This is a genomic window from Winogradskyella sp. PC-19, from assembly GCF_002163855.1.
GTDB lineage: Bacteria > Bacteroidota > Bacteroidia > Flavobacteriales > Flavobacteriaceae > Winogradskyella.
Genome location: NZ_CP019332.1, coordinates 331,745 through 352,680, shown reverse-complemented (window position 1 = coordinate 352,680; position 20,936 = coordinate 331,745). Strand labels below are relative to the sequence as shown.

General features: G+C 34.5%; 12 protein-coding genes. 8 read left to right on the top strand and 4 right to left on the bottom strand.

Annotated elements, in window-relative coordinates; genetic code table 11:
• The first annotated feature begins 46 nt into the window (after positions 1-46).
• Positions 47-1,258, top strand: coding sequence for a multidrug effflux MFS transporter (locus BTO05_RS01640; protein ID WP_087490984.1), 1,212 nt, complete (start codon positions 47-49; stop codon positions 1,256-1,258).
• Here BTO05_RS01640 and BTO05_RS01635 read toward each other — a convergent pair.
• Both BTO05_RS01635 and BTO05_RS01630 read right to left on the bottom strand, forming a co-directional pair.
• On the bottom strand, positions 1,255-1,875 hold the full coding sequence (locus tag BTO05_RS01635; protein WP_087490983.1) for an L-threonylcarbamoyladenylate synthase: 621 nt from the start codon (positions 1,873-1,875) through the stop codon (positions 1,255-1,257). The genes BTO05_RS01640 and BTO05_RS01635 overlap by 4 nt on opposite strands.
• A gap of 12 nt (positions 1,876-1,887) precedes the next feature.
• Positions 1,888-4,233 (bottom strand): ATP-dependent helicase, encoded by a 2,346-nt coding sequence (locus BTO05_RS01630; protein WP_087490982.1) that lies wholly within the window; start codon positions 4,231-4,233, stop codon positions 1,888-1,890.
• A gap of 140 nt (positions 4,234-4,373) precedes the next feature.
• On the opposite strand from BTO05_RS01630, the gene BTO05_RS01625 reads away from it, so the two are divergent.
• The 6 genes from BTO05_RS01625 (at position 4,374) to BTO05_RS01600 (ending at position 15,906) form a co-directional block, all read left to right on the top strand.
• Positions 4,374-7,355 carry a triple tyrosine motif-containing protein gene (locus BTO05_RS01625; RefSeq protein WP_087490981.1) on the top strand — a complete coding sequence of 994 codons (2,982 nt, stop codon included), beginning with the start codon at positions 4,374-4,376 and terminating at the stop codon, positions 7,353-7,355.
• A gap of 3 nt (positions 7,356-7,358) precedes the next feature.
• Entirely contained in the window at positions 7,359-8,003 is a 645-nt protein-coding gene (locus BTO05_RS01620) for a response regulator transcription factor (protein ID WP_087490980.1), read from the top strand.
• Positions 8,004-8,122: 119 nt separating this feature from the next.
• The gene (locus BTO05_RS01615; protein WP_087490979.1) at positions 8,123-12,331 is read left to right on the top strand and encodes a LamG-like jellyroll fold domain-containing protein; all 4,209 of its coding nucleotides are present in this window, start codon (positions 8,123-8,125) and stop codon (positions 12,329-12,331) included.
• A 173-nt stretch (positions 12,332-12,504) separates the two neighbouring features.
• Entirely contained in the window at positions 12,505-13,773 is a 1,269-nt protein-coding gene (locus tag BTO05_RS01610) for an amidohydrolase (protein WP_087490978.1), read from the top strand.
• Complete coding sequence (locus BTO05_RS01605) at positions 13,774-15,336, top strand: FMN-binding glutamate synthase family protein (protein ID WP_087490977.1); 1,563 nt, start codon at positions 13,774-13,776, stop codon at positions 15,334-15,336. It begins immediately after the preceding gene.
• Between the two features lie 48 nt (positions 15,337-15,384).
• A complete protein-coding gene (locus tag BTO05_RS01600) occupies positions 15,385-15,906 on the top strand; it encodes a hypothetical protein (RefSeq protein WP_087490976.1) in 522 nt (173 codons plus the stop codon).
• 10 nt (positions 15,907-15,916) lie between these two features.
• Here the strand turns inward: BTO05_RS01600 and BTO05_RS01595 are convergent, their stop codons facing one another.
• Positions 15,917-16,798 (bottom strand): patatin family protein, encoded by an 882-nt coding sequence (locus tag BTO05_RS01595; protein WP_087490975.1) that lies wholly within the window; start codon positions 16,796-16,798, stop codon positions 15,917-15,919.
• Positions 16,798-18,753: a M1 family metallopeptidase gene (locus tag BTO05_RS01590; RefSeq protein ID WP_087490974.1), complete on the bottom strand. Its 1,956-nt coding sequence runs from the start codon at positions 18,751-18,753 to the stop codon at positions 16,798-16,800. The genes BTO05_RS01595 and BTO05_RS01590 overlap by 1 nt, the downstream gene beginning before the upstream one ends.
• Positions 18,754-18,832: 79 nt before the next feature.
• Here BTO05_RS01590 and recG point away from each other — a divergent pair, with 79 nt between their 5' ends.
• Positions 18,833-20,935 carry an ATP-dependent DNA helicase RecG gene (gene recG / locus BTO05_RS01585; RefSeq protein WP_087490973.1) on the top strand — a complete coding sequence of 701 codons (2,103 nt, stop codon included), beginning with the start codon at positions 18,833-18,835 and terminating at the stop codon, positions 20,933-20,935.
• Position 20,936: the final 1 nt, after the last annotated feature.

The window sequence follows — 20,936 nt, the reverse complement described above, 5'->3', positions numbered from 1 at the left end:
ACTATTGATAACCAAAAATACCTAATTATTAGCTTACTTTTGCACCATGAAAAAACAAAGTCGGTCACAGGTAGAATTTATTGTTTTAATGGCCGGACTGATGTCAATTGTTGCACTATCAATTGATGCCGTATTACCTGCATTACCAGATATTGGCGAATTTTTAAGTGTTAAAGACACTAAAGATAATCCCAAACTAATTACTTCTATTTTTCTTGGTCTTGGCGTTGGTCAATTACTATTTGGTCCGCTATCAGATAGTTTTGGTCGTAAGCCAATAGTATATTTAGGTTTCATTGTTTTTGCAATCGCTTCAATAGTTTGCGTAACAACAAAAAGTTTTGAAATGATGTTGTTTGGTCGTGTTCTGCAAGGTATTGGTTTAGCAGCTCCGCGAACCATGTGCATTGCGATGGTAAGAGATTCATATTCTGGAGACTATATGGCAAAAGTGCTATCATTTGTTGTCATGATTTTTATATTAGTACCGGTAATAGCACCATCACTCGGACAGTTTTTAATGCAGCATTATCACTGGAAATCCATATTTATATTCACCCTTGGTTTTGGTATTTTAATAATGATTTGGTTTTGGATAAGACAACCCGAAACCTTAAAGAATCAATACCGATTAAATTATCGGTTGTCTATTTTTAAGACAGGAACCATTGCTTTTTTTAAAATAAAACCTGCTGTTATTTATACCATACTATCTGGTTTAATCACAGGTTCATTTATGGTATATTTAAGTACCTCGCAACGTATTTTTGAACAGCAATATAATATGGCTGAAGAATTTCCATTGATATTTGCGAGTTTAGCAATAGCTGTTGGCCTTTCTACATTTATGAATAGTCAGTTGGTCATCAAATTTGGAATGCGCAATATTGTACACATGGCGATGCTCAGTTTTGTATTAATATCGCTACTTTTTGTGATTGTTTTTTGGTCGGGTGCAAAACCAAGTATTGAAGTTTTATTGGGCTTTTTTGCACTTCAATTTTTTACCATAGGTTTTCTGTTTGGAAATTTAAGAGCTCTTGCAATGGAACCCATGGGACACATTGCTGGTATTGGATCAGCGCTGAATGGTTTTATATCTACGGTAATGGCGGTACCTATTGCAAACTTTATAGGCAAATTTGTTGTAGACTCTACTACGCCTTTATTTCTTGGCTTTTTTGTCTGTGGTCTATTATCATTGATTCTTTTTTATTCTATATCTAATAGAATATCGAAAGTATTTAAAAGTGCTTAAAATATTTCTAAACTTCCCTTTCCTTCACGGATAACTGTAGGCTCGTCTTCTGATAAATCGATAACTGTAGAAGCTTCATTATCTCCATAGCCACCATCAATAACTATATCTACGAGGTTATCCCATTTTTCTAAAATTAATTCGGGGTCAGTTGTATATTCCAAAACATCATCATCATCTCTTATAGATGTAGATACAATTGGATTTCCTAAAGCTGCGACTAAACTTAAAATAATAGAATTATCAGGTACTCTAATACCAACGGTTTTTCTTTTTTTAAATGGGTTAGGCAAACTTTTTGAACCTGGTAAAATAAAAGTATATGCACCTGGCAAAGCACGTTTTAGTATCTTAAAAGTTGAAGTGTTTATTTGCTTTACGTAATCACTAAGGTTACTCAGGTCTTCGCAAATGAAAGAAAAATTAGCTTTCTCAAGCTTTACACCTTTGATTCTAGCAATACGCTCTAAGGCTTTAATATTAGTAATATCACAACCCAAACCATAAACAGTGTCAGTTGGGTAAATGACTAAGCCTCCCTTTTTAAGAACGCTTACAATTTTCTGAATTTGTTTTGGGTTTGGATTTTCTGGATATATTTTAATGAAATCAGCCATATCTAAACTGAATTATTTCGATCCTTTAATCCTTAAAATTTCAAGCTTAGCAAAACGAAGTAATAGTTTTTTTACATCACCGTTGCTAAACTTTATTTCTGCTTTTGCATCGGCACCTTTGCCTTCAATATTTATAACTTCACCTCTACCAAAGCGGTCATGATTAACAATCTTGCCAACTGTTAATTTGCCTTCATAAAGATTTTCTGTAGCATCAGCATCTTTAAGTGCTGTCATCTTTTTTGGTGCACTTATTTTAAAATTTTCTGGTTTTTTACGGTCTTCCTTCTTTTTCAATTTCGGAGATTTTGGTTTTGCAAATCTAATTTTATTCGGTTCAACGTCACCAAATATAGAAGCATCTAACATTGGGTTAAAACGCTGCTCTCGCATTGGTGTTGTTACGTTAACAAATTTATTATCAATTTCTTCAATAAAACGGCTTGGTTCAGCATCTATTAATTTCCCCCAACGGTATCGAGAAATTGTATAGGTCAAATAGGCCTGTTTTTCTGCTCTCGTCAAAGCTACATAAAATAATCGACGTTCTTCTTCTAGTTCGCTTCTAGTATTCATACTCATAGCACTTGGAAACAAATCTTCTTCCATACCGACTATAAATACATGCGGAAACTCCAAACCTTTAGCTAAGTGAATGGTCATTAAAGCTACATGATTTGGGTCTCCTTTATCGCCATCTAAGTCAGTAGCTAAAGCCACATCTTCTAAAAACTCAGCTAAAGAATCACCTGCATCTGCTAATTCGATTTGACCTTCGACAAAATCTTTAATACCGTTTAATAATTCTTGAACGTTATCTAATTTGGTAACACCTTCTGGCGTTCCATCTTTGCCAAGTTCTCTAATTAAACCACTAGTTTTTGTCACATGCTCTGCCAAATCAAAAGCATTTGCTGTTTGATTCATGACTTTATAACTTTCAATAAGTGTTACAAAATCTCTTAATTTTCCTTTAGTACCATTATTAATGTTAATGGTAACATTATCTATATCTTTTAAGATGTCGTATATCGTTTTTCCGCTTCCGTTAGCAGCAACTATAAGTCGGTCTACAGTTGTTTGCCCAATACCTCTTGCTGGGTAATTAATAACACGTTTTAACGCTTCTTCGTCAGCAGGATTAAGTATTAAACGCAAATAGGCTGTGACATCTTTAATCTCTTTACGTTGGTAAAAAGACAATCCTCCATAAATACGATAAGGAATGTCTCGTTTGCGCAAGGCATCTTCAATAGCACGTGATTGCGCATTTGTACGATACAAAACAGCAAAATCGCTGCTCTGCAACTGATTATTCATTTTAGTTTCCCAAATGGTACTTGCAACATATCTACCTTCATCACCATCAGTCATACTGCGATGAACGATTACTTTTTCGCCTTCGACATTTGCAGTCCAAACTACTTTATCAAGTTTGGTCTTATTGTGCTCTATAATTGAATTTGCCGCACCAACGATATTTTTTGTAGAACGATAATTTTGTTCTAGTCGATACATTTTAACATCGTCATAATCTTTCTGAAAATTTAGGATGTTGTTAATGTTTGCACCTCTAAAGGCATAAATACTTTGCGCATCATCACCAACGACGCAAATATTCTGAAATCTATCCGCTAAAGCACGTACTATCAAATATTGTGAGTGGTTTGTATCTTGATACTCATCAACTAAAATGTATCTAAATCTACTTTGATATTGAGCTAAAACAGCTGGAAAACGCGTTAATAATTCGTTGGTTCTTAACAATAAATCATCAAAATCCATAGCGCCTGCTTTAAAACAACGCTCTACATACTCTTGGTAAATTTCACCCATTCTTGGACGCCTAGCGGCAGCATCGGCTTCCATTAACTCTGGGTTTTTATAATATGCTTTTACAGTAATTAAATTGTTTTTGTAAGATGAGATACGGCTATAAACCTGTTTGGTTTTATAAATATCTTTATCAAGACCCATCTCTTTAATAATTGAGTTTAGTAGCTTTTGAGAATCTTGGGTGTCGTAAATGGTGAAATTACTTGGAAAACCTAAGTGATGCCCTTCAAATCTCAAAATCTTAGCAAATACAGAATGAAATGTTCCCATCCATAAATTTCGGGCCTCGCCATCTCCAACTATATCAGCAATTCTGCCTTTCATCTCACGAGCAGCCTTATTGGTAAAGGTTAATGCCAAAATATTAAAAGCATCAACACCCTGACTCATTAAATAAGCAATTCTATATGTAAGAACACGTGTTTTACCAGAGCCAGCGCCAGCAATAACTATCATTGGTCCATCCTTCTGTATAGTTGGCGCGAGTTGCGCTTCGTTTAATTGACTTAAATACTTGTCCAAATTTGATGTTTTTACAAAAAGTGAAATTAAGCAATGTATGCAGTTATACTTAGTTGTTTTATGAATAATTATGAACAATAGAATAGGATTTCTTTACAATTTGTAACTTTAGGCCTTATCAAAAAATAACAACCTGCTTAATGAAGAAGTATTTACTTTTTCTTTTTTTAAATCTTTCGCTCCAAACCTTCGGTCAATCCTTAGATCAATTCCAGAAACGTACATTCTCTAAAGATGATGGACTAAAACTAGATAGAGTTAATAGTATGTGTTCTGATGATGATGGCTTTTTGTGGCTTGGAGGTATGGATAATGATATTAGGACCATATTGTCCACTTCAAAAGAACTCGCATTGCTGCGCTTTAATGGTAACACGTTTCAGGAAATTACAATTCCAAATCTTTCGAAAACCACCAATGAAGTTTCACAATTATTTAAACGTAAAGATGGTAAGATTTTAATTGTATTAAATTCAGAATCTGAAGAGAAGATTATATTGTTTGACCCTTACAGCATCACTTTCACCTATCAAAAGTTTGAGGCGTACTCGCATTCAAAGGTGTTTGGTTACAATGGGAAAAATTATGTGTTAGCGCAAAACAATAAAGACATTAGTCTGTATGAAATTACGGATAACTTTACGTTTAATCTAATTTTCAAATTTACCCTTGATATTCCTCAACAATTTGTTTTAGATAGCGGAACAGAATTAATATTTAAAGAATCTTATTGCATAATAAGCGATAATAATTTCCCTATTGTCTTTACCGACTGGAAGGGTCAAATCTTTAAGCAGTTTAAAAATGATGACTTTGATCGAGAATCAGATATTGCGAGAAAAAAGTTTTGGATTACAAAGACATTTGAATACGAAGGCCTAAACTACGCTCAAGTTGATTCCAAGGACGAATTATATGCTATTGACTTTAAAACATTTGACTTAAAATCAACAAATCCAAAACTTAATACCAAAAACCAATTAGAAGTCGTAGTGGACAAAAAGGGAAAACATATGATGTTTTCAAGTTTTGAAAATACTGTGATTTTTCAATCCGTTGAGCTGGACGCCATTAAAACACTTTATAAAGACAATACTCTTAAACCAGTAAATACCATTGAAGCCTATTCAAACGACCTTAAGCAAGAATTATGGCTTTTTTACAATGGAAATCTACATCATTATAGGTTTCGGAATCCTTCAGTAACCACTTATTTAAAAGACTATCCTATCCGTGCTATCAAAAAAAAGGATACTCAAAATATTATTATTGCAACAGAAAATAACGGATGGTTTAACTTTAACCAAGAGTCTCAGGTTGTGGAGCCGCTAAAACTATTGGAAAATGGAAAGTCCATAAGTCCACGATCTACACGTAATATAATTTTCGATGATAGTCTAATATGGAGTCATAGTAATGGCAGTTTTCTTAAAATTGATCCTTTAACATTTAAGTCAAAATCGTACCGGCATTACCCAATAAAGAACTTTAGGAGTCTTAATGATAGCATCTTTGTATACGCTACTGTAGGCTATAATCTGATGCGTTTTAATAAAAATACTGGAGAACATTCCTCCATTATCAAAACAGATAGCTTAAGTGTTTTTGATTTGGTTTTACAGAATAATCGCATCCTCGGCGCTACAGACAAAGGGATTTTAATCTATGATTTAACTAATAAAAAGAGTTGGTTACAAACCGATCTAAAAGATAATTTTGTTTTTGTTTGTGCATTTGACGATCAAGGCAATCCATTATTTGGAACAAGAAATGGACATATTTACACATACGATGCAAAGAAAAATAATTTCTCTATAATTTATGAGGATGAACTAAATGCTGGCATTGCTGGTGTCATTGTTCATAAAAACACATGGTGGATTAATACATTTAATGGTGTAGTAGCTTATAATCCATTGAACAGAACCACAAGGCGATATTCGGAAAAAGATGGTTTCAGTCATTATGAAGGGAATAGATACAGTTCGCTCAAAACAGATGATGGCATTTATTTTGGGACGCTTTCAGGTGTCAATTTCTTTAATCCAGATAAGCTAAGACCAAAAGAAGATAATGCCCAACTCACCTTATTAAATACTAATTATTACAATATAGAAACCGAACGATTTTCAGATTTAAGCAATAGAAAAATTTTAGATGAAAAAGACTTCATCATTGAGCTACCAACTGAAAACCGTGCACTTTCTCTTGATTTCGCGTTAAAAAATAATATCGGTCTTGCCAATGATTATTTTTACCGATATAGACTAAATAATAACCAATGGATAGACTTAAAAAACCAAAGCTTCATCCAATTTCCAAATCTTGCTTCAGGAAACTATAATTTAGAAATTGAGGCATTAGATTATTCTGGTAACAAAGTTGGCACATCTCTAATTATACCAATTTTAAGTAAAGAATTTTTCTATAAGACCTGGTGGTTTATGGTAGCCATAAGTTGCTTGGTTATAGGAGTTTTGCTCTATTTTTTAAGACAATTTCAACTGCGTAAAAAACTACAGGACCAATTTGCATTAGACCTTATTCAATCACAAGAAGACGAACGTAAACGCATAGCAAGTGAACTGCATGACAGTGTAAGTCAGCAACTAACGCTAATAAAACGAAAAGCACAAAATCATAACCAAGAAGAAATATCTGCACTTACTAACAATACACTTGAAGAAGTAAGACACATCTCGCGTGGATTATTTCCACCTTTATTAAAACAGTTAGGGTTTACCGAAAGCATAGAACAGCTTGCTATAGATATTGACGAAAACAATGCCCTTTTTGTATCTACAGATATTGAAAATATTGACGATAACTTAACTGATGAAAAAGCTTTACACTTGTACAGATTTGTTCAAGAGTGCATCAATAATATCTTAAAGCATGCAGAAGCCAAAGCACTATCTATTACCATCGAAAAAGAAAAAGATATTATTTTAGTGCTAATAAAGGATAACGGTAAAGGCTTTGATGTCACCTCAGCTAAAAACAAAAACAGCTTAGGTTTAAAAACACTCGAAGAACGCATCAAAATATTAAATGGAGAGTTATTAATTGATAGTAAAATTGATGGAGGCACTATAACCAAAGCAAAAATACGTTTATCATAGTTAATGAATAGAAATATAAAAATATTAGTCGCAGATGATCACCCGATGCTTTTAAAAGGGCTTAAGGACGAATTACTTAGTAATAACTATAAGAATATCTTAACTGCAACTAATGGTGCTGAAGCTTTAGAAAAATTAGCTTCAGAAACTCCAGAAATTGCAATATTAGATATTGAAATGCCTCTGTTAACTGGTTTTGAAGTCATTAATAAATGCCAAGAAAAAAGCCTTCAAACCAAATTTATTATTTTGACTTCACATAAAGAAAGTCGTTATATTTTTAAGGCAAAATCACTAAACATCTCTGGCTACTTACTTAAAGACGAACCCTTTTCTGAAATCCAAAAATGCATTTACAAAGTACTTGAAGGCGAAAACTATTATAGCTCTACATTTAACGACGTGTTTCAGTCTCAAATATCACCAGAAATAGAGAAAATAAAATTGCTATCACCTTCTGAGCGTACTATTGTAAGGCTTATTTCTAATGAAAAATCGTCTAAAGAGATTTCCGAAACATTGCTTATCTCAATTAGAACCGTGCAAAAACATCGTGCTAATATTATAAAAAAGCTTAGTCTTACTTCAGATCAAGACGCACTGTCCAACTGGGTTTCGCAAAACAAAGAACTTCTTTCTTCAATATAAATACTACTACGTACCCCTACGTATTTTTTGACACACATGCGTATTGCTTGTGGCAAGCTATGATAATAACTTGTGCTTGTTAATAGTAATCACTTTTAGGAATATAATAATTAGGCACAATGAAAATAAAATTACTTCTGTTTTTTGCATTTTTAATTTCTTTAAACACCTATTCTCAAACCACATATACTTTTGATGGTTCTTCATCAAATTTATGGTCAGATGCAAATAACTGGTCGCCTTCATATCCTGGTGCTACAATAAATACCAATGATACAGTTATTATAAATGCTGAGGTAGATGTTGACGTATTATTATATAACTTTGGACTTATTCATATAAGTCAAAATGTAGGTAGACTTACTTTTTTATATAGTTTTACAAATGAGGTCACAGGAATTCTAAAAAATGATGGCTATTTGAATGTCCCTTTTGTTATAGGATTTTATAATAATGGTACATTTATTAATAACGATAATATGGAACTTCAAGACGGTTCCTATTTGTACAACGAACATACTGGCACTATAATCCAAAACGGAACCATTACTTTTTATATATCTGTTAATCCATTTACGGTAATTAATAAAGGAACATGGCAAGGTTCGAGCACTACAACAGCTATTCCAGACTTTAGAAATGAAGGGATTTTTGCACCAGGTAATCCGATTGGGTCGTATACCTTTAACTCTAACAACTTAATTTTTTCACCTTTATCTCAATTAAATATTGATATTGGCGGCACTATGGCAGCAACAGAATATGACCAAATATTGGCTGGTATAGGAACATCAGTATTCCTCTCAGGCGCTCTAAACGTTACATTACAAAACGGATTTACACCTCAAATTGGTGATAGTTTTGATATTATTCCTAGTGCTATTATTAGTGGAAACTTTGATACGTTAAATCTTCCAATATTACCAGTTGGTCAGGAATGGTTAATAAGTAATACAGGTAATAATTTGACTTTAAGTGTTATAGATATTACGCCAACCATAACAATACCAGAGTATAATTTTTACATTCCAAATATCGACCAGTTTGTTGTTGAAAATTCAACACTAACAAATGCAAACTTTTCCATTGTTGCTCCTAATGGTATTGCAAGTATCCAAATTTTAGATAGTGTTATAACAGAAGCTCAGCTTATTTCCGCGTCGACAATGCCAATTAATATTACAGGAACTTATGGTGTTTTAACCATAATGAGTTACAATATTAGTACAGGTCTAATTTCTTATTTGTACGACCCCAATGGTACAAATCAAAATCATTCAATGACAACAAATGATGTTTTAGAAGACCCATTTTTAATTACGTTAATAGATACTAATAACTTAAATGCAACCGAAACTTTAAACATCGGTATAGGAGACACGTCTCCTACGGCTGCTGCTGACACCTATACTATTGCTGATAATGCTCCTTTTATTTTAACTTCTGGTGATGTATTAATTAACGATACGCAAAGTGCTGATACTGCTTTTGAAGTTACGGGTGTAGCGTTTGGAATTACTCCTTTTCCAGTTGGTAATGTGGGACCAAGATTCCCTGGCACCTATCTAGATGTTGAAATTAACGCAGATGGTACTTATGGATATACAGTACAAGAATCTACACGGTTATTACTCAAAGAAGGTGATCAAGTTGAAGAAATTCTTAGTTATACTATTACAGACACAGATGGCGATACTTCATGGACAACATTAACTATAACTATTAATGGTACAGATGAGCAACCACTTCTTGTTAATAATGTCACCGTATCATTAGACGCTACGGGGAATGCCTCCACTACACCTAATGATATATTTGCTGGTGACACAGCTAATTTTCCAGATGCAAACTTTAGCTTAGACCAAGATACATTTACCTGCGCAGACCTAGCCATGGATACCAATAAAGCCATACGATTTAATGGTATAGATCAACACATAGCAATAGCAGACGATGCTTCAAACGATATTTCTGGTAGTTACACCATGTCATGTTGGGTAAAATACGACGCTACCGGACCAACTTTGCAAAGACCAATATCTAAACCTAGCGCCTTAGATGGTACAGGCTACTGCATCGCCATAGACAATAACGGTAGTGTAGGCTTAACTTATATTGATGGGTCTTCTAATGCTCCAAATGGATTAGGAACTGCAGCTGGAACTGTTCCTGCTGATACTTGGACACATATTGCCGTAAGCTATAACGATGTAAACAATATGGCATACGTATACATGAATGGTGTAGAAGTTGCTTCAGGAGTTATTAATCCTGTGTTTGTAAATAGTTCACAGCCATTATTTATCGGTACTGAAGGTTTAGGATCTGTTGCTTTAACTTTTAGACGTTTTAAAGGAGATATTGATGAAGTGCGTATTTGGAATGTAGCACGAACCGAAGCACAGATTGCAAACGATATGAACCAACGGATAGCACCGCAAGCAGGCTTAGTAGGATTATACCGTTTTAATGAAGGTACAGGTACTATAGTGAATGATGCTTCTGGTGCAGCACCAAATGGAAATTTCGTGAATTTAGATCCTGCTACAGACTGGGTTGATGGAGCTCCAGCACAAAGCACTTTTGGGGAAACAGAAGTGAATTTAACAATCTCGGATAGCTTTGGGAATAGTAATTCTACAACTGCTATAGTAACTGTGCAAGATAATTTATCACCAGTAGTTGTAACACAAGATGTTACAATCAATTTGATTTGTGGTGCACCTGAGTCAATAACCGCTGATGATATTAATAACGGATCTTCTGACAATTGTAGTATTGCATCCATGACATTAGATATAGATACTTTTGATGATACAACTTTAGGTGCAAATACATTGACACTCAACGTAATAGACGAAGCTGGAAACAGTAATTCTGCTACGGCAACAGTAACGGTAGTTGACAATTATCCTACACGTCTTTATGTAGATGTAAATGCAAGTGGAAATAATAATGGCTTGGACTGGAGCAATGCCTTTACATCATTGCAAAGTGCCATTGATCAATCTGTAAACTGTTCATCTGTTAACGAAATTTGGGTAGCTGAAGGGACTTATTATCCTAGTGCATACCCAAGAGATTTAGAAGGAGGACCGTCTTTAACTGAAAGAGCATATAGTTTTCATTTAGTTGATAATGTGAAGATGTATGGTGGATTTAATGGTACAGAAGCTAATTTAAGCGAACGAAACATCAAACTCCACCCTACTATATTAAGTGGAGATATAGGTGTGCTTGGAGACGCTACTGATAATACATACCAAGTTATAGTTTCGGTTTCTGATTCTAATCAGACTTTAGTAGATGGTTTTATCATTTCAGATGGTTATGGTGATTCCTTTATTTCTGTTAATTTAGAATTTATCTTTATTAATATGCGTCTTGGAGGCGGTATATTAAATTACAATTCTAACACAGTATACACTAACTTACAAATCATTAATAATGCTGCCGATTTTGGTGGTGGAATTGCTAATGTTGACTCTAATACCACTTTTAACAACATTATTCTAAATAACAATAATGCTGTCAATAACGGTACTGGCGGTGCAGTTTATAGTCAGAATTCTAACTTTTTTATGACAAATGTGCTTTTCTCAGGTAATACTGCCCAAGCAACGCCAGCTATAAGATTAGATCTCAATTCTGGAATTACCGTAACCAATGCTACCTTTTTCAATAATACTTCTCCATCGTCAACAAATGTGGCTTCTGCTGTATTTGGAAATAATACCAGCTCTCTTATAATCCAAAATTCGGTATTTTACAATAACACCAGAGATATTGCTTTAGCAAACGGCGCTACTGTTTCAGGCAATAATAACTTCGTAGAATTGAATCCATCTTTATTTGGTTCTCCAGCAGGGTTTACGCAATCAACATCAGATCCATTTACAGATAGTAATGAAACTGATGGAGTAGACAATATTTTAGGAACAGCAGACGATGGTTTAATTCCCGCACAAGGTAGCGCTTTAATAGATGCTGGTGTTGCATCACCAAATACACCATTAACCGATATAACAGGAAGAACAAGAATAGTTGGATTAGTAATTGATGTTGGGGCTTACGAGTTTCAACAAACATTATCTAATACAGATTTTAACTTTTCTAATTATTCAATTTACCCAAACCCTACAAACAGTATTCTTAGCATAAAAGGTTTAAAAACTTCAGAGAACGTTGAAGTTTATAATCTTTCAGGACAAAAGCTATTAACAAAAACAATAGATACTAATAGAAATACAATAAATGTATCACAACTATCAGCAGGAATCTATTTCCTTAAGATTAATAATGAAAGTATCAAGTTTATAAAACAATAAAGTTCTTACTCTACTTGCGGCTCTAAAATTGAAACAATTGTTTCGGGGGAAACATTACATATATCTTTGAAGGAGTCGCAAGTAAAGTAGGTCATTAACATAGAGAAAACCATCTTAAAAGAATTTAAGATGGTTTTCTTTTTTTAAATATCTTAGTGCAAATTAAATTTACTATGAAAAAACTCCTAGCTTTACTTCTACTCGCCTCTATTGGCATTACAGCTCAAAACTCTATTGAACAAGATATTATTGATATCGAAGACAAACTTATTGAGTGGCGTCATGATTTTCATCAAAACCCAGAACTCTCTAACCGTGAGTTTAAAACTGCTGAAAAAATAGCAAAGCATTTAAAATCCCTAGGTCTAGAAGTAGAAACTAATGTCGCTAAAACCGGTGTAGTCGGAATTTTAAAAGGTGATAAACCCGGAAAAGTAGTGGCTATCAGAGCAGATATTGATGCCTTACCAGTTACAGAACGTAATGACTTACCATTTAAATCAGAAGTTAAAACTACATTTCTAAATACAGAAACTGGCGTAATGCATGCTTGTGGTCACGATACACACATTTCGATATTAATGGCAACAGCTGAAGTATTCTCAAAGCATAAAGACAAAATTAGCGGTACGATTAAATTCATCTTTCAACCAGCTGAAGAAGGTCCACCGCCAGGAGAAGAAGGTGGTGCAAAACTCATGATTAAAGAAGGCGTTTTAGACAATCCAAAGGTCGATGCTATTTTTGGATTACACATTAACTCACAAACACCAGTTGGTGTAATTAAATATAAAACGGGTGGTATTATGGCATCTGTAGAACGATTTGTAGTTAACGTCAAAGGAAAACAAACACATGGCTCGCAACCTTGGTCTGGTGTTGACCCTATTTTAATTTCGGCAAAAATTATCGATGGTTTTCAAACTATTATTAGTCGCGAAGCCAGACTTACAGACGAAGCTGCTGTGATTACGGTAGGTAAAATTACGTCGGGTACACGTTTTAATATCATTCCGGAATCTGCTGAAATGATAGGAACAGTAAGAACATTAGATTCGGACATGCGATTACAAATCATGAAACGTATGAATGAAATGGCAGCAGATATTGCAAAAGCTTATGGTGGTTCTGCAACTATAGAATGGCAAAACAATACCGTTGTTACTAATAATGACCCAGAATTAACCATGCAAATATTACCATCTATTCAAAAGGTAGCTGGTGAAGAAAACGTACAAATCATGAAAGCCACAACTGGTGGTGAAGATTTCTCATACTTTCAAGAAAAAGTACCAGGCGTTTATTTCTTTTTAGGCGGCATGACACCAGGAAACACGGAATCTTTTCCACACCACACGCCAGATTTCAAAATTGATGATAGTGGCATGTTATTAGGAGTTAAAGCGTTTACACAAATCACTTTAGATTATTTAAATAATTAAATGAATACAGTTTTAGAATTCTTAGGAAGCATCTCATGGTGGCTTTGGATTGTTATAGTCATAGCTGTTATAGCTATAAGAGATGTTTTTTTTCAGAGAAAGCATACGATCAGTCATAACTTTCCAGTTGTAGGACATCTACGTTATTGGTTAGAAAGCATTGGTCCAGAAATGCGTCAGTATTTTGTAGCAAACAACCGTGAAGAATTACCTTTTAATCGTATAGAACGTGGTTGGATTTATGCTTCAGCTAAAAACGAAAACAATTATGAAGGTTTTGGCACAGATAGAGATATCTATGCACATCAGCATATCTTTATCAATAATGCCATGATGCCGTATAAAGTCAAAGAAAATCACCCTAACAAACTTGACAAAAGCTTTTTGCCTTGCGCAAAGGTTATGGGAGAATTCAATAACAGAAAGCGTCCATATCGTCCTGCATCAATTATAAATATATCAGCCATGAGTTTTGGCTCATTGTCTGCAAAAGCGGTAGAATCTTTAAATAAAGGTGTTAAGATTGCTGGCGCTTATCATAACACAGGCGAAGGTGGCTTATCACCTTACCACAGTAACGGCGGCGATGTCGTCTTTCATTTTGGAACAGGTTATTTTGGTGTTCGAGCAGAAGATGGTGGTTTTTCTATGGAAAAAATGATTAAACTGGTTGAAGACAATCCATTTATCAGAGCCATAGAAGTTAAATTATCTCAAGGTGCAAAACCAGGAAAAGGTGGTGTCTTACCAGGTTCTAAAATCACAAAAGAAATTGCTGAAATTCGTGGTGTTGAAATTGGTAAAACCGTATTATCGCCTCCAAATCACAAAGCTTTTTCTAATGTACCTGAATTGGTCGATTTTATTGAGTCTATTGCAGATGCGACGGGATTGCCCGTTGGTATTAAAGCGGCTATCGGAAAATTAGACCAATGGGAAGAGCTTGCTCATATCATGAAAACCGAAAACAGAGGTCCCGATTTTATAGCTGTTGATGGTGGTGAAGGTGGAACTGGCGCCGCACCACCTAGTTTTGCGGACCACGTATCTTTACCTTGGATTTATGGGTTTAGCGACATCTACAAACTCTTTCAAAAGCATAAAATTGAAGACCGTATCGTTTTCATAGGCAGTGGCAAACTAGGCTTTCCTGCAAAAGCAGCAATGGCATTTGCTATGGGTGTGGATTGTATTAATGTAGCGCGTGAAGCGATGATGAGTATTGGTTGCATACAAGCCCAAATATGTCATACTAACCGCTGTCCTGCAGGTATAGCTACACAAAGTAAATGGTTGCAAAACGGTATTAATATTCCACTAAAATCAGAACGTTTAGCTCAGTATTTTAAGACCTTTAAAAAGGAACTCATAGAGATTACGCATGCCGCTGGTTACGAACATCCATGTGAGTTTACCATGAAAGATATTGAAATGAACGTGGACGACCACAACCTTAATAAACAGTTTAGTAATACTTTTGGTTACGAGAAATCATTTATACCATTTACAAGCATGCAAAACTTAAAAGACTGTATGCATTTGGGTGGAAAATCTAAATCTTGATTGCAAAGAATATTAAAACACATTATGTTTGTTATAAATTGAAAACCTATGACCTCAGATAATATTTTACAGTTATTTTTAAGCCTACTTCCAGCAATTATAGTTGCTGCAATTGCCTACTATTTTTTTAAAGGACATATCGAAAATGAAAACGGTCAAAGACGTTACAAATTGCAACGCGAATTACAGAAAGAAGCATTGCCATTACGTCTTCAAGCCTACGAACGTATGGCACTTTTTTTAGAAAGAATTTCACCAAACAAACTTATTGTAAGAGTACAACCAACATCTTCAAATAAAGAAGATTATGAAAACTTACTTATAGCAAGCATTGAACAAGAATATGAACATAATTTAGCACAACAAATTTACATTAGCGATAAGTGCTGGGATATAATAAGTGCTGCAAAAAATACCACGATTCAGTTAATTCGTAAAGCGAGTATGCAAGAAAAAGTAGACTCAGCAAGCAAGCTTCGCGAAGTTGTTTTAAGTGCTTTGATGGATAAACAAGCACCAAGCTCTGCTGCCTTAGCTTTCATTAAAGACGAAGTAAGTAATCTTTGGTAAATCTATAATATCAACTATGCTTTTCTTCTGCATAGTCATAACCTTGTTGCCACCATTTTTCCATTAATCGTTTACTGAAAATCAAAGAGTTTTCTGTTAGCGACGTTGGCGTGTAATACAAATTCAACTTTACGTCATTATTCTTTGCTGCCAATTTACCAATAACAATATCGTTTTTTTCTACTTGGTCAAGCAAATGTCCAAATAAACTAATCATTAACGAAAAAGGGTTTTTACCCAAAACCTTTTGCTTATCCATGGTTTCGGCCTCCAAAACAATTGCGTCTATTTCGGTTGCTCCACGAAGTATAGCTTCGCGTATTGGAATAACACTACCTAAACCGCCATCTGCATATTCGTGACCATTAACTACTGCCAAAGACATAAACGGAATATAATTACAAGAAATCCAAATCCAGTTACAAAACTCTTCATAGGTGCATTCCTGAATAGACTTATACTCTACCCGATTCATTGATAAATTTGCTACAGTAATTACGACATCATGTTTTTCTTCTTTAACTTTTAAATACTCCGCATGAGTAAAATTCTGTTTAATATTCCTTTTTAGAGCTTTACTCTCACCAAACGTACGTTTACGACGTATAAACTGCCAAAGCGAATTCACAAAATCAATAGACACATATTCTCTATCACCCTTTTTTCGTTGCACAAAAGGGCTTATGCTAAAAATATCATGTTGTTGTACGTTTGTGAAGATATCATACAACTTTCCAATTTCTCCAACCGCCAAATGCGGTACCAACAAACTACCCGTTGAAGTACCCAAAAACATATCGTAGTTATGTTTTTCGCGCTCCATAAGATATTGCGCTACACCACCAGCAAAGGCACCTTTACTTCCACCACCCGAAATGACTAATGCGCGCATTATTGTTTTTTTAGTTTTTGAGACATATCTTTTGCAAACTTAACCATTCGCCAGTTATGATGTGTTTTTGCTTGCTCTAAATTTGATTGACAATCGGCATCACAAGCTTTTATCAAATCGAGATATGTAAAAGCGTTCATACGCAGTTCAAAATTTTGAGAAGCGCCAGTATAACCCATAAGTTCTTTTAAGAATGCATTATTATTTTCTGGCTGAAACTCTAAGGTATTTAAAGCCAAAACTAACCAAAGTAACCTAACATTTTTGTCATTAAAACCATGAACATTTTTCGTTTTACTCAAATACTTAGAACGTTCCAGTGGAAAATTAACCCACAAATTATATAATGCAGATTCAATGGTTAGATAAGACTTATCGTCTAATAAGGTTTCGTAATTATCTTTTAAATCTGTAGGAATTTCAGTAACATACTGCGAAATGGCTTGGCGTACTTTTAAGCTTTCTGAAAAAGTCGCTACTGACACCAAATCTGGACGTTGTGAAATAACTTTAACCTTAGCGTCGTCAGATAAATAATATTTTAGATAGTCTTCACATTTTGAAGAGTTAGCTTCACAATCGACCATCACATATTCCTGGATAAAACTTGACCTTTCTTTCAATAATGCAACTGCATCGTTAAAAGGAAATTCTTCGGCCTTAATCCATTTAGAAACAAATTCAGTTAATGGTTTACCATATCGTGTTTCAACTTCAGAAATAAAATCAGACGTTTTTACATTAGCGTATTGGTGTTTTTCGAGATAACTCTTAACAGCATCTCTAAAAATGACATCTCCTACTTTATCACGCAATGCGTATAAAACCCATGCGCCTCGCTGATAAAACGTTAAACTACTAGATTTTGGATTAAGTAACGATGTGCCGTTACCAGCTAAATCTTGCCGTTTTAAATCTTGAGCAGAATTGTAAAGTTTAAAATCAAAATAATCATTATCAAATACTTCTCTTTCTGCTAATAAAGCATAATACGTTGCAAAACCTTCTTGTAGCCAATGATGCTCACCAGACGTAGCTGTAACCAAATCTCCAAACCACTGATGCGCTAACTCATGTGCATTGACATTGACGTAGTTTTTGTCGTTAAACCCTGTAGAATCGACCACAAAGGCATCGGAGAAGATTGTTAGGCTCGTATTTTCCATTCCTGAATACAAAAAGTCATGTACAGGCACTTGCTTATAGTTTTGCCATGGATATGCAAATCCAATCTCATTCTCTAAAAAATCGAACATTTGTTTGGTATAACGATACGTTGGCTCAACTTTTAAGGAATCTTCTGGGTAATAGTAATATTCTAAAGGAATACCACTATTTGAGGTTTCTGTTTTAACATCGTATTTGCCAATTGCTAATGCGACTAGGTAGCTTGACATGGGTTTTTTTGAGTCAAAAAACCATTGCCCTAAAGAACCAAAGTATTCATTATCAACTTTATCTCCATTGGATAGCACCTCGTAGTCACCATAAAAAATGTATGACAAATCAAATTCAACTTTTTCATTAACATCATCAAAACTCGGGAGCCAATTACTGGTGTATTTTCCTTGCCCTTGAGTCCATATATTCCAATCATCATTTCTTTTTAGAAAATATAAAGCTTTTTTAGGCTTAACTTTATAGGTAAAGGAAACGGCATATGAATTATCAGCCTTAAAACTAGATTTTAACCATAATTTCTTTTTATCGTTTGTAAATCCAACTATAGAATCATTTAGCAAAACATCTGAAAATACCATATCAGCTGCATCAATAAAAACAGAGTCTATATCCTTTAAAATCTTAAACCTATATTTTAATCTACCAACAACCTTAGAAGAGTCTGGAACTACAGTTATTCGAGCATTTAATTTTATAAAATCCACATATTCCGTTTGCTGCGCATACAAAAACGGACCAAATAAAATACAAAAACCGAAAATCATTTTCTTCATACCGTAAAACTACACAAGGATAACACCAAAATGCAAATTATAAGTAACAAGTTTTATCGAAAAGAATTAAATTCGCTTTATGAGTGTAAATCTCCAAACTCCTATCGATTATCTAAAAGGTGTTGGCCCAAATCGGGCTGATTTACTACGCTCAGAATTAGGTGTAAAAACGTATCAAGACCTTATCAATCTTTTTCCTAATCGTTATATAGACCGTACGCGCTACTACAAAATCAGTGAATTACAGCGCAATAATGCCGAAGTCCAAATTACTGGCATTATAACAGGTTTTAGAGAAGTGGCTCAAAAAAGAGGCAAACGCCTAGTCGCTGACTTTAAAGACGAAACTGGCATGATGGAATTGGTCTGGTTTCGCGGTCAAAAATGGATTAGAGAAAGTCTTAAAATTGGTAAACCTTACGTGATTTTCGGAAAAACCAACTGGTTTAGCGGTAAATACAGCATGCCACATCCAGAAATTGAGCTTAAATCTGAACATGAAAATAATTTGCGCTCTGCTATGCAAGCCATATATCCTTCAACAGAAAAACTATCTAATAAAGGCATAACCAACAAAGTCGTTTCAAAAATAATGCAACAGCTGTTTTTAGAGACTAAAGGCAGATTCTCAGAAACACTATCAGAAAACATTAGAAATGAACTGAAATTAATTTCAAAATCTGATGCGCTTTTTAATATTCATTTCCCAAAGACGCCAGAGCTTTTAGCAAAGGCACAATTTCGATTAAAATTTGAAGAATTATTTTACATACAATTACAATTAATTCTTAAAAATTTGATTCATAAATCAAAGATTAAAGGCTTTCCGTTTTCTGAAGTTGGCGATTACTTCAATACATTTTATAAAGACCATTTACCCTTTGATTTGACCAATGCCCAAAAACGTGTTTTAAAAGAAATTAGAACAGATTTAGGTAGTAATGCACAAATGAATCGTCTTTTACAAGGTGATGTTGGCTCAGGCAAAACCATAGTTGCTTTTATGTCAATGCTTATGGGGCTTGACAACGGTTTTCAATGTTGTCTAATGGCGCCAACTGAAATTTTGTCAGTCCAACACTATAATGGATTAAGTGAATTATGTAAATTAATGAATATCAGTATTTCACTATTAACAGGCTCAAGTAAAACTTCAGAACGTAAGATTATTCACGAAAATCTTGAAAATGGCAATTTGCAGATACTAGTTGGCACACATGCACTACTTGAAGATAAGGTGAAGTTTAAAAATTTAGGACTCGCAATTATTGACGAACAACATAGATTTGGAGTCGCACAACGAAGTAAGTTGTGGAAAAAAAACACATCTCCTCCACACATTTTAGTCATGACCGCAACGCCAATCCCAAGAACTTTGGCAATGTCAGTTTATGGCGATTTAGACATCTCTATTATTGACGAATTACCAGCTGGACGACAACCTATAAAAACGGTTCATCGTTATGACAATAATCGCTTGAAAGTTTTCAAATTCATGAAAGATGAAATTGCTAAAGGACGACAAGTATATATAGTCTATCCATTGATTCAAGAAAGCGAAAAAATGGATTATAAAGATTTAATGGATGGCTATGAGAGTATATCGAGAGAATTTGCGATGCCTAATTATCAAATATCTATTGTTCATGGTAAAATGAAACCTGCAAACAAAGAATACGAAATGCAACGCTTTGTCAAAGGAGAAACACAAATCATGGTAGCTACTACGGTTATTGAGGTTGGCGTTAACGTCCCAAATGCATCTGTTATGATAATCGAAAGCGCAGAACGTTTTGGTTTGTCGCAATTACACCAACTAAGAGGTCGTGTTGGTCGTGGTTCTGAGCAAAGCTATTGTATACTTATGACCAGCCACAAACTCAGTGAAAACAGTAAAACACGCTTACAAACAATGGTACGCTCTAGTGATGGTTTTGAAATTGCCGAAGTTGACCTTAAGCTTCGTGGTCCAGGAGACATTATGGGCACACAACAAAGCGGTGTATTAAATCTTCGTATTGCAGATGTTGTAAAAGACAAAGATATCTTGCAGCAAGCACGTTATTACGCAAAACAAGTTTTAAAACTAGATCCAAGTCTAGCAGCACCTCAACATGGAGTTATTCTCGAAACATATCGCCAGATGAGTAAATACCGAAATATTTGGAATTATATTTCATAAT

Coding starts and splice junctions, on each gene's coding strand:
- BTO05_RS01640 (WP_087490984.1), top strand. CDS start 47: ATGAAAAAACAAAGTCGGTCACAGGTAGAATTTATTGTTTTAATGGCC.
- BTO05_RS01635 (WP_087490983.1), bottom strand. CDS start 1,875: ATGGCTGATTTCATTAAAATATATCCAGAAAATCCAAACCCAAAACAA.
- BTO05_RS01625 (WP_087490981.1), top strand. CDS start 4,374: ATGAAGAAGTATTTACTTTTTCTTTTTTTAAATCTTTCGCTCCAAACC.
- BTO05_RS01620 (WP_087490980.1), top strand. CDS start 7,359: ATGAATAGAAATATAAAAATATTAGTCGCAGATGATCACCCGATGCTT.
- BTO05_RS01615 (WP_087490979.1), top strand. CDS start 8,123: ATGAAAATAAAATTACTTCTGTTTTTTGCATTTTTAATTTCTTTAAAC.
- BTO05_RS01610 (WP_087490978.1), top strand. CDS start 12,505: ATGAAAAAACTCCTAGCTTTACTTCTACTCGCCTCTATTGGCATTACA.
- BTO05_RS01605 (WP_087490977.1), top strand. CDS start 13,774: ATGAATACAGTTTTAGAATTCTTAGGAAGCATCTCATGGTGGCTTTGG.
- BTO05_RS01600 (WP_087490976.1), top strand. CDS start 15,385: ATGACCTCAGATAATATTTTACAGTTATTTTTAAGCCTACTTCCAGCA.
- BTO05_RS01595 (WP_087490975.1), bottom strand. CDS start 16,798: ATGCGCGCATTAGTCATTTCGGGTGGTGGAAGTAAAGGTGCCTTTGCT.
- BTO05_RS01590 (WP_087490974.1), bottom strand. CDS start 18,753: ATGAAGAAAATGATTTTCGGTTTTTGTATTTTATTTGGTCCGTTTTTG.
- recG (WP_087490973.1), top strand. CDS start 18,833: ATGAGTGTAAATCTCCAAACTCCTATCGATTATCTAAAAGGTGTTGGC.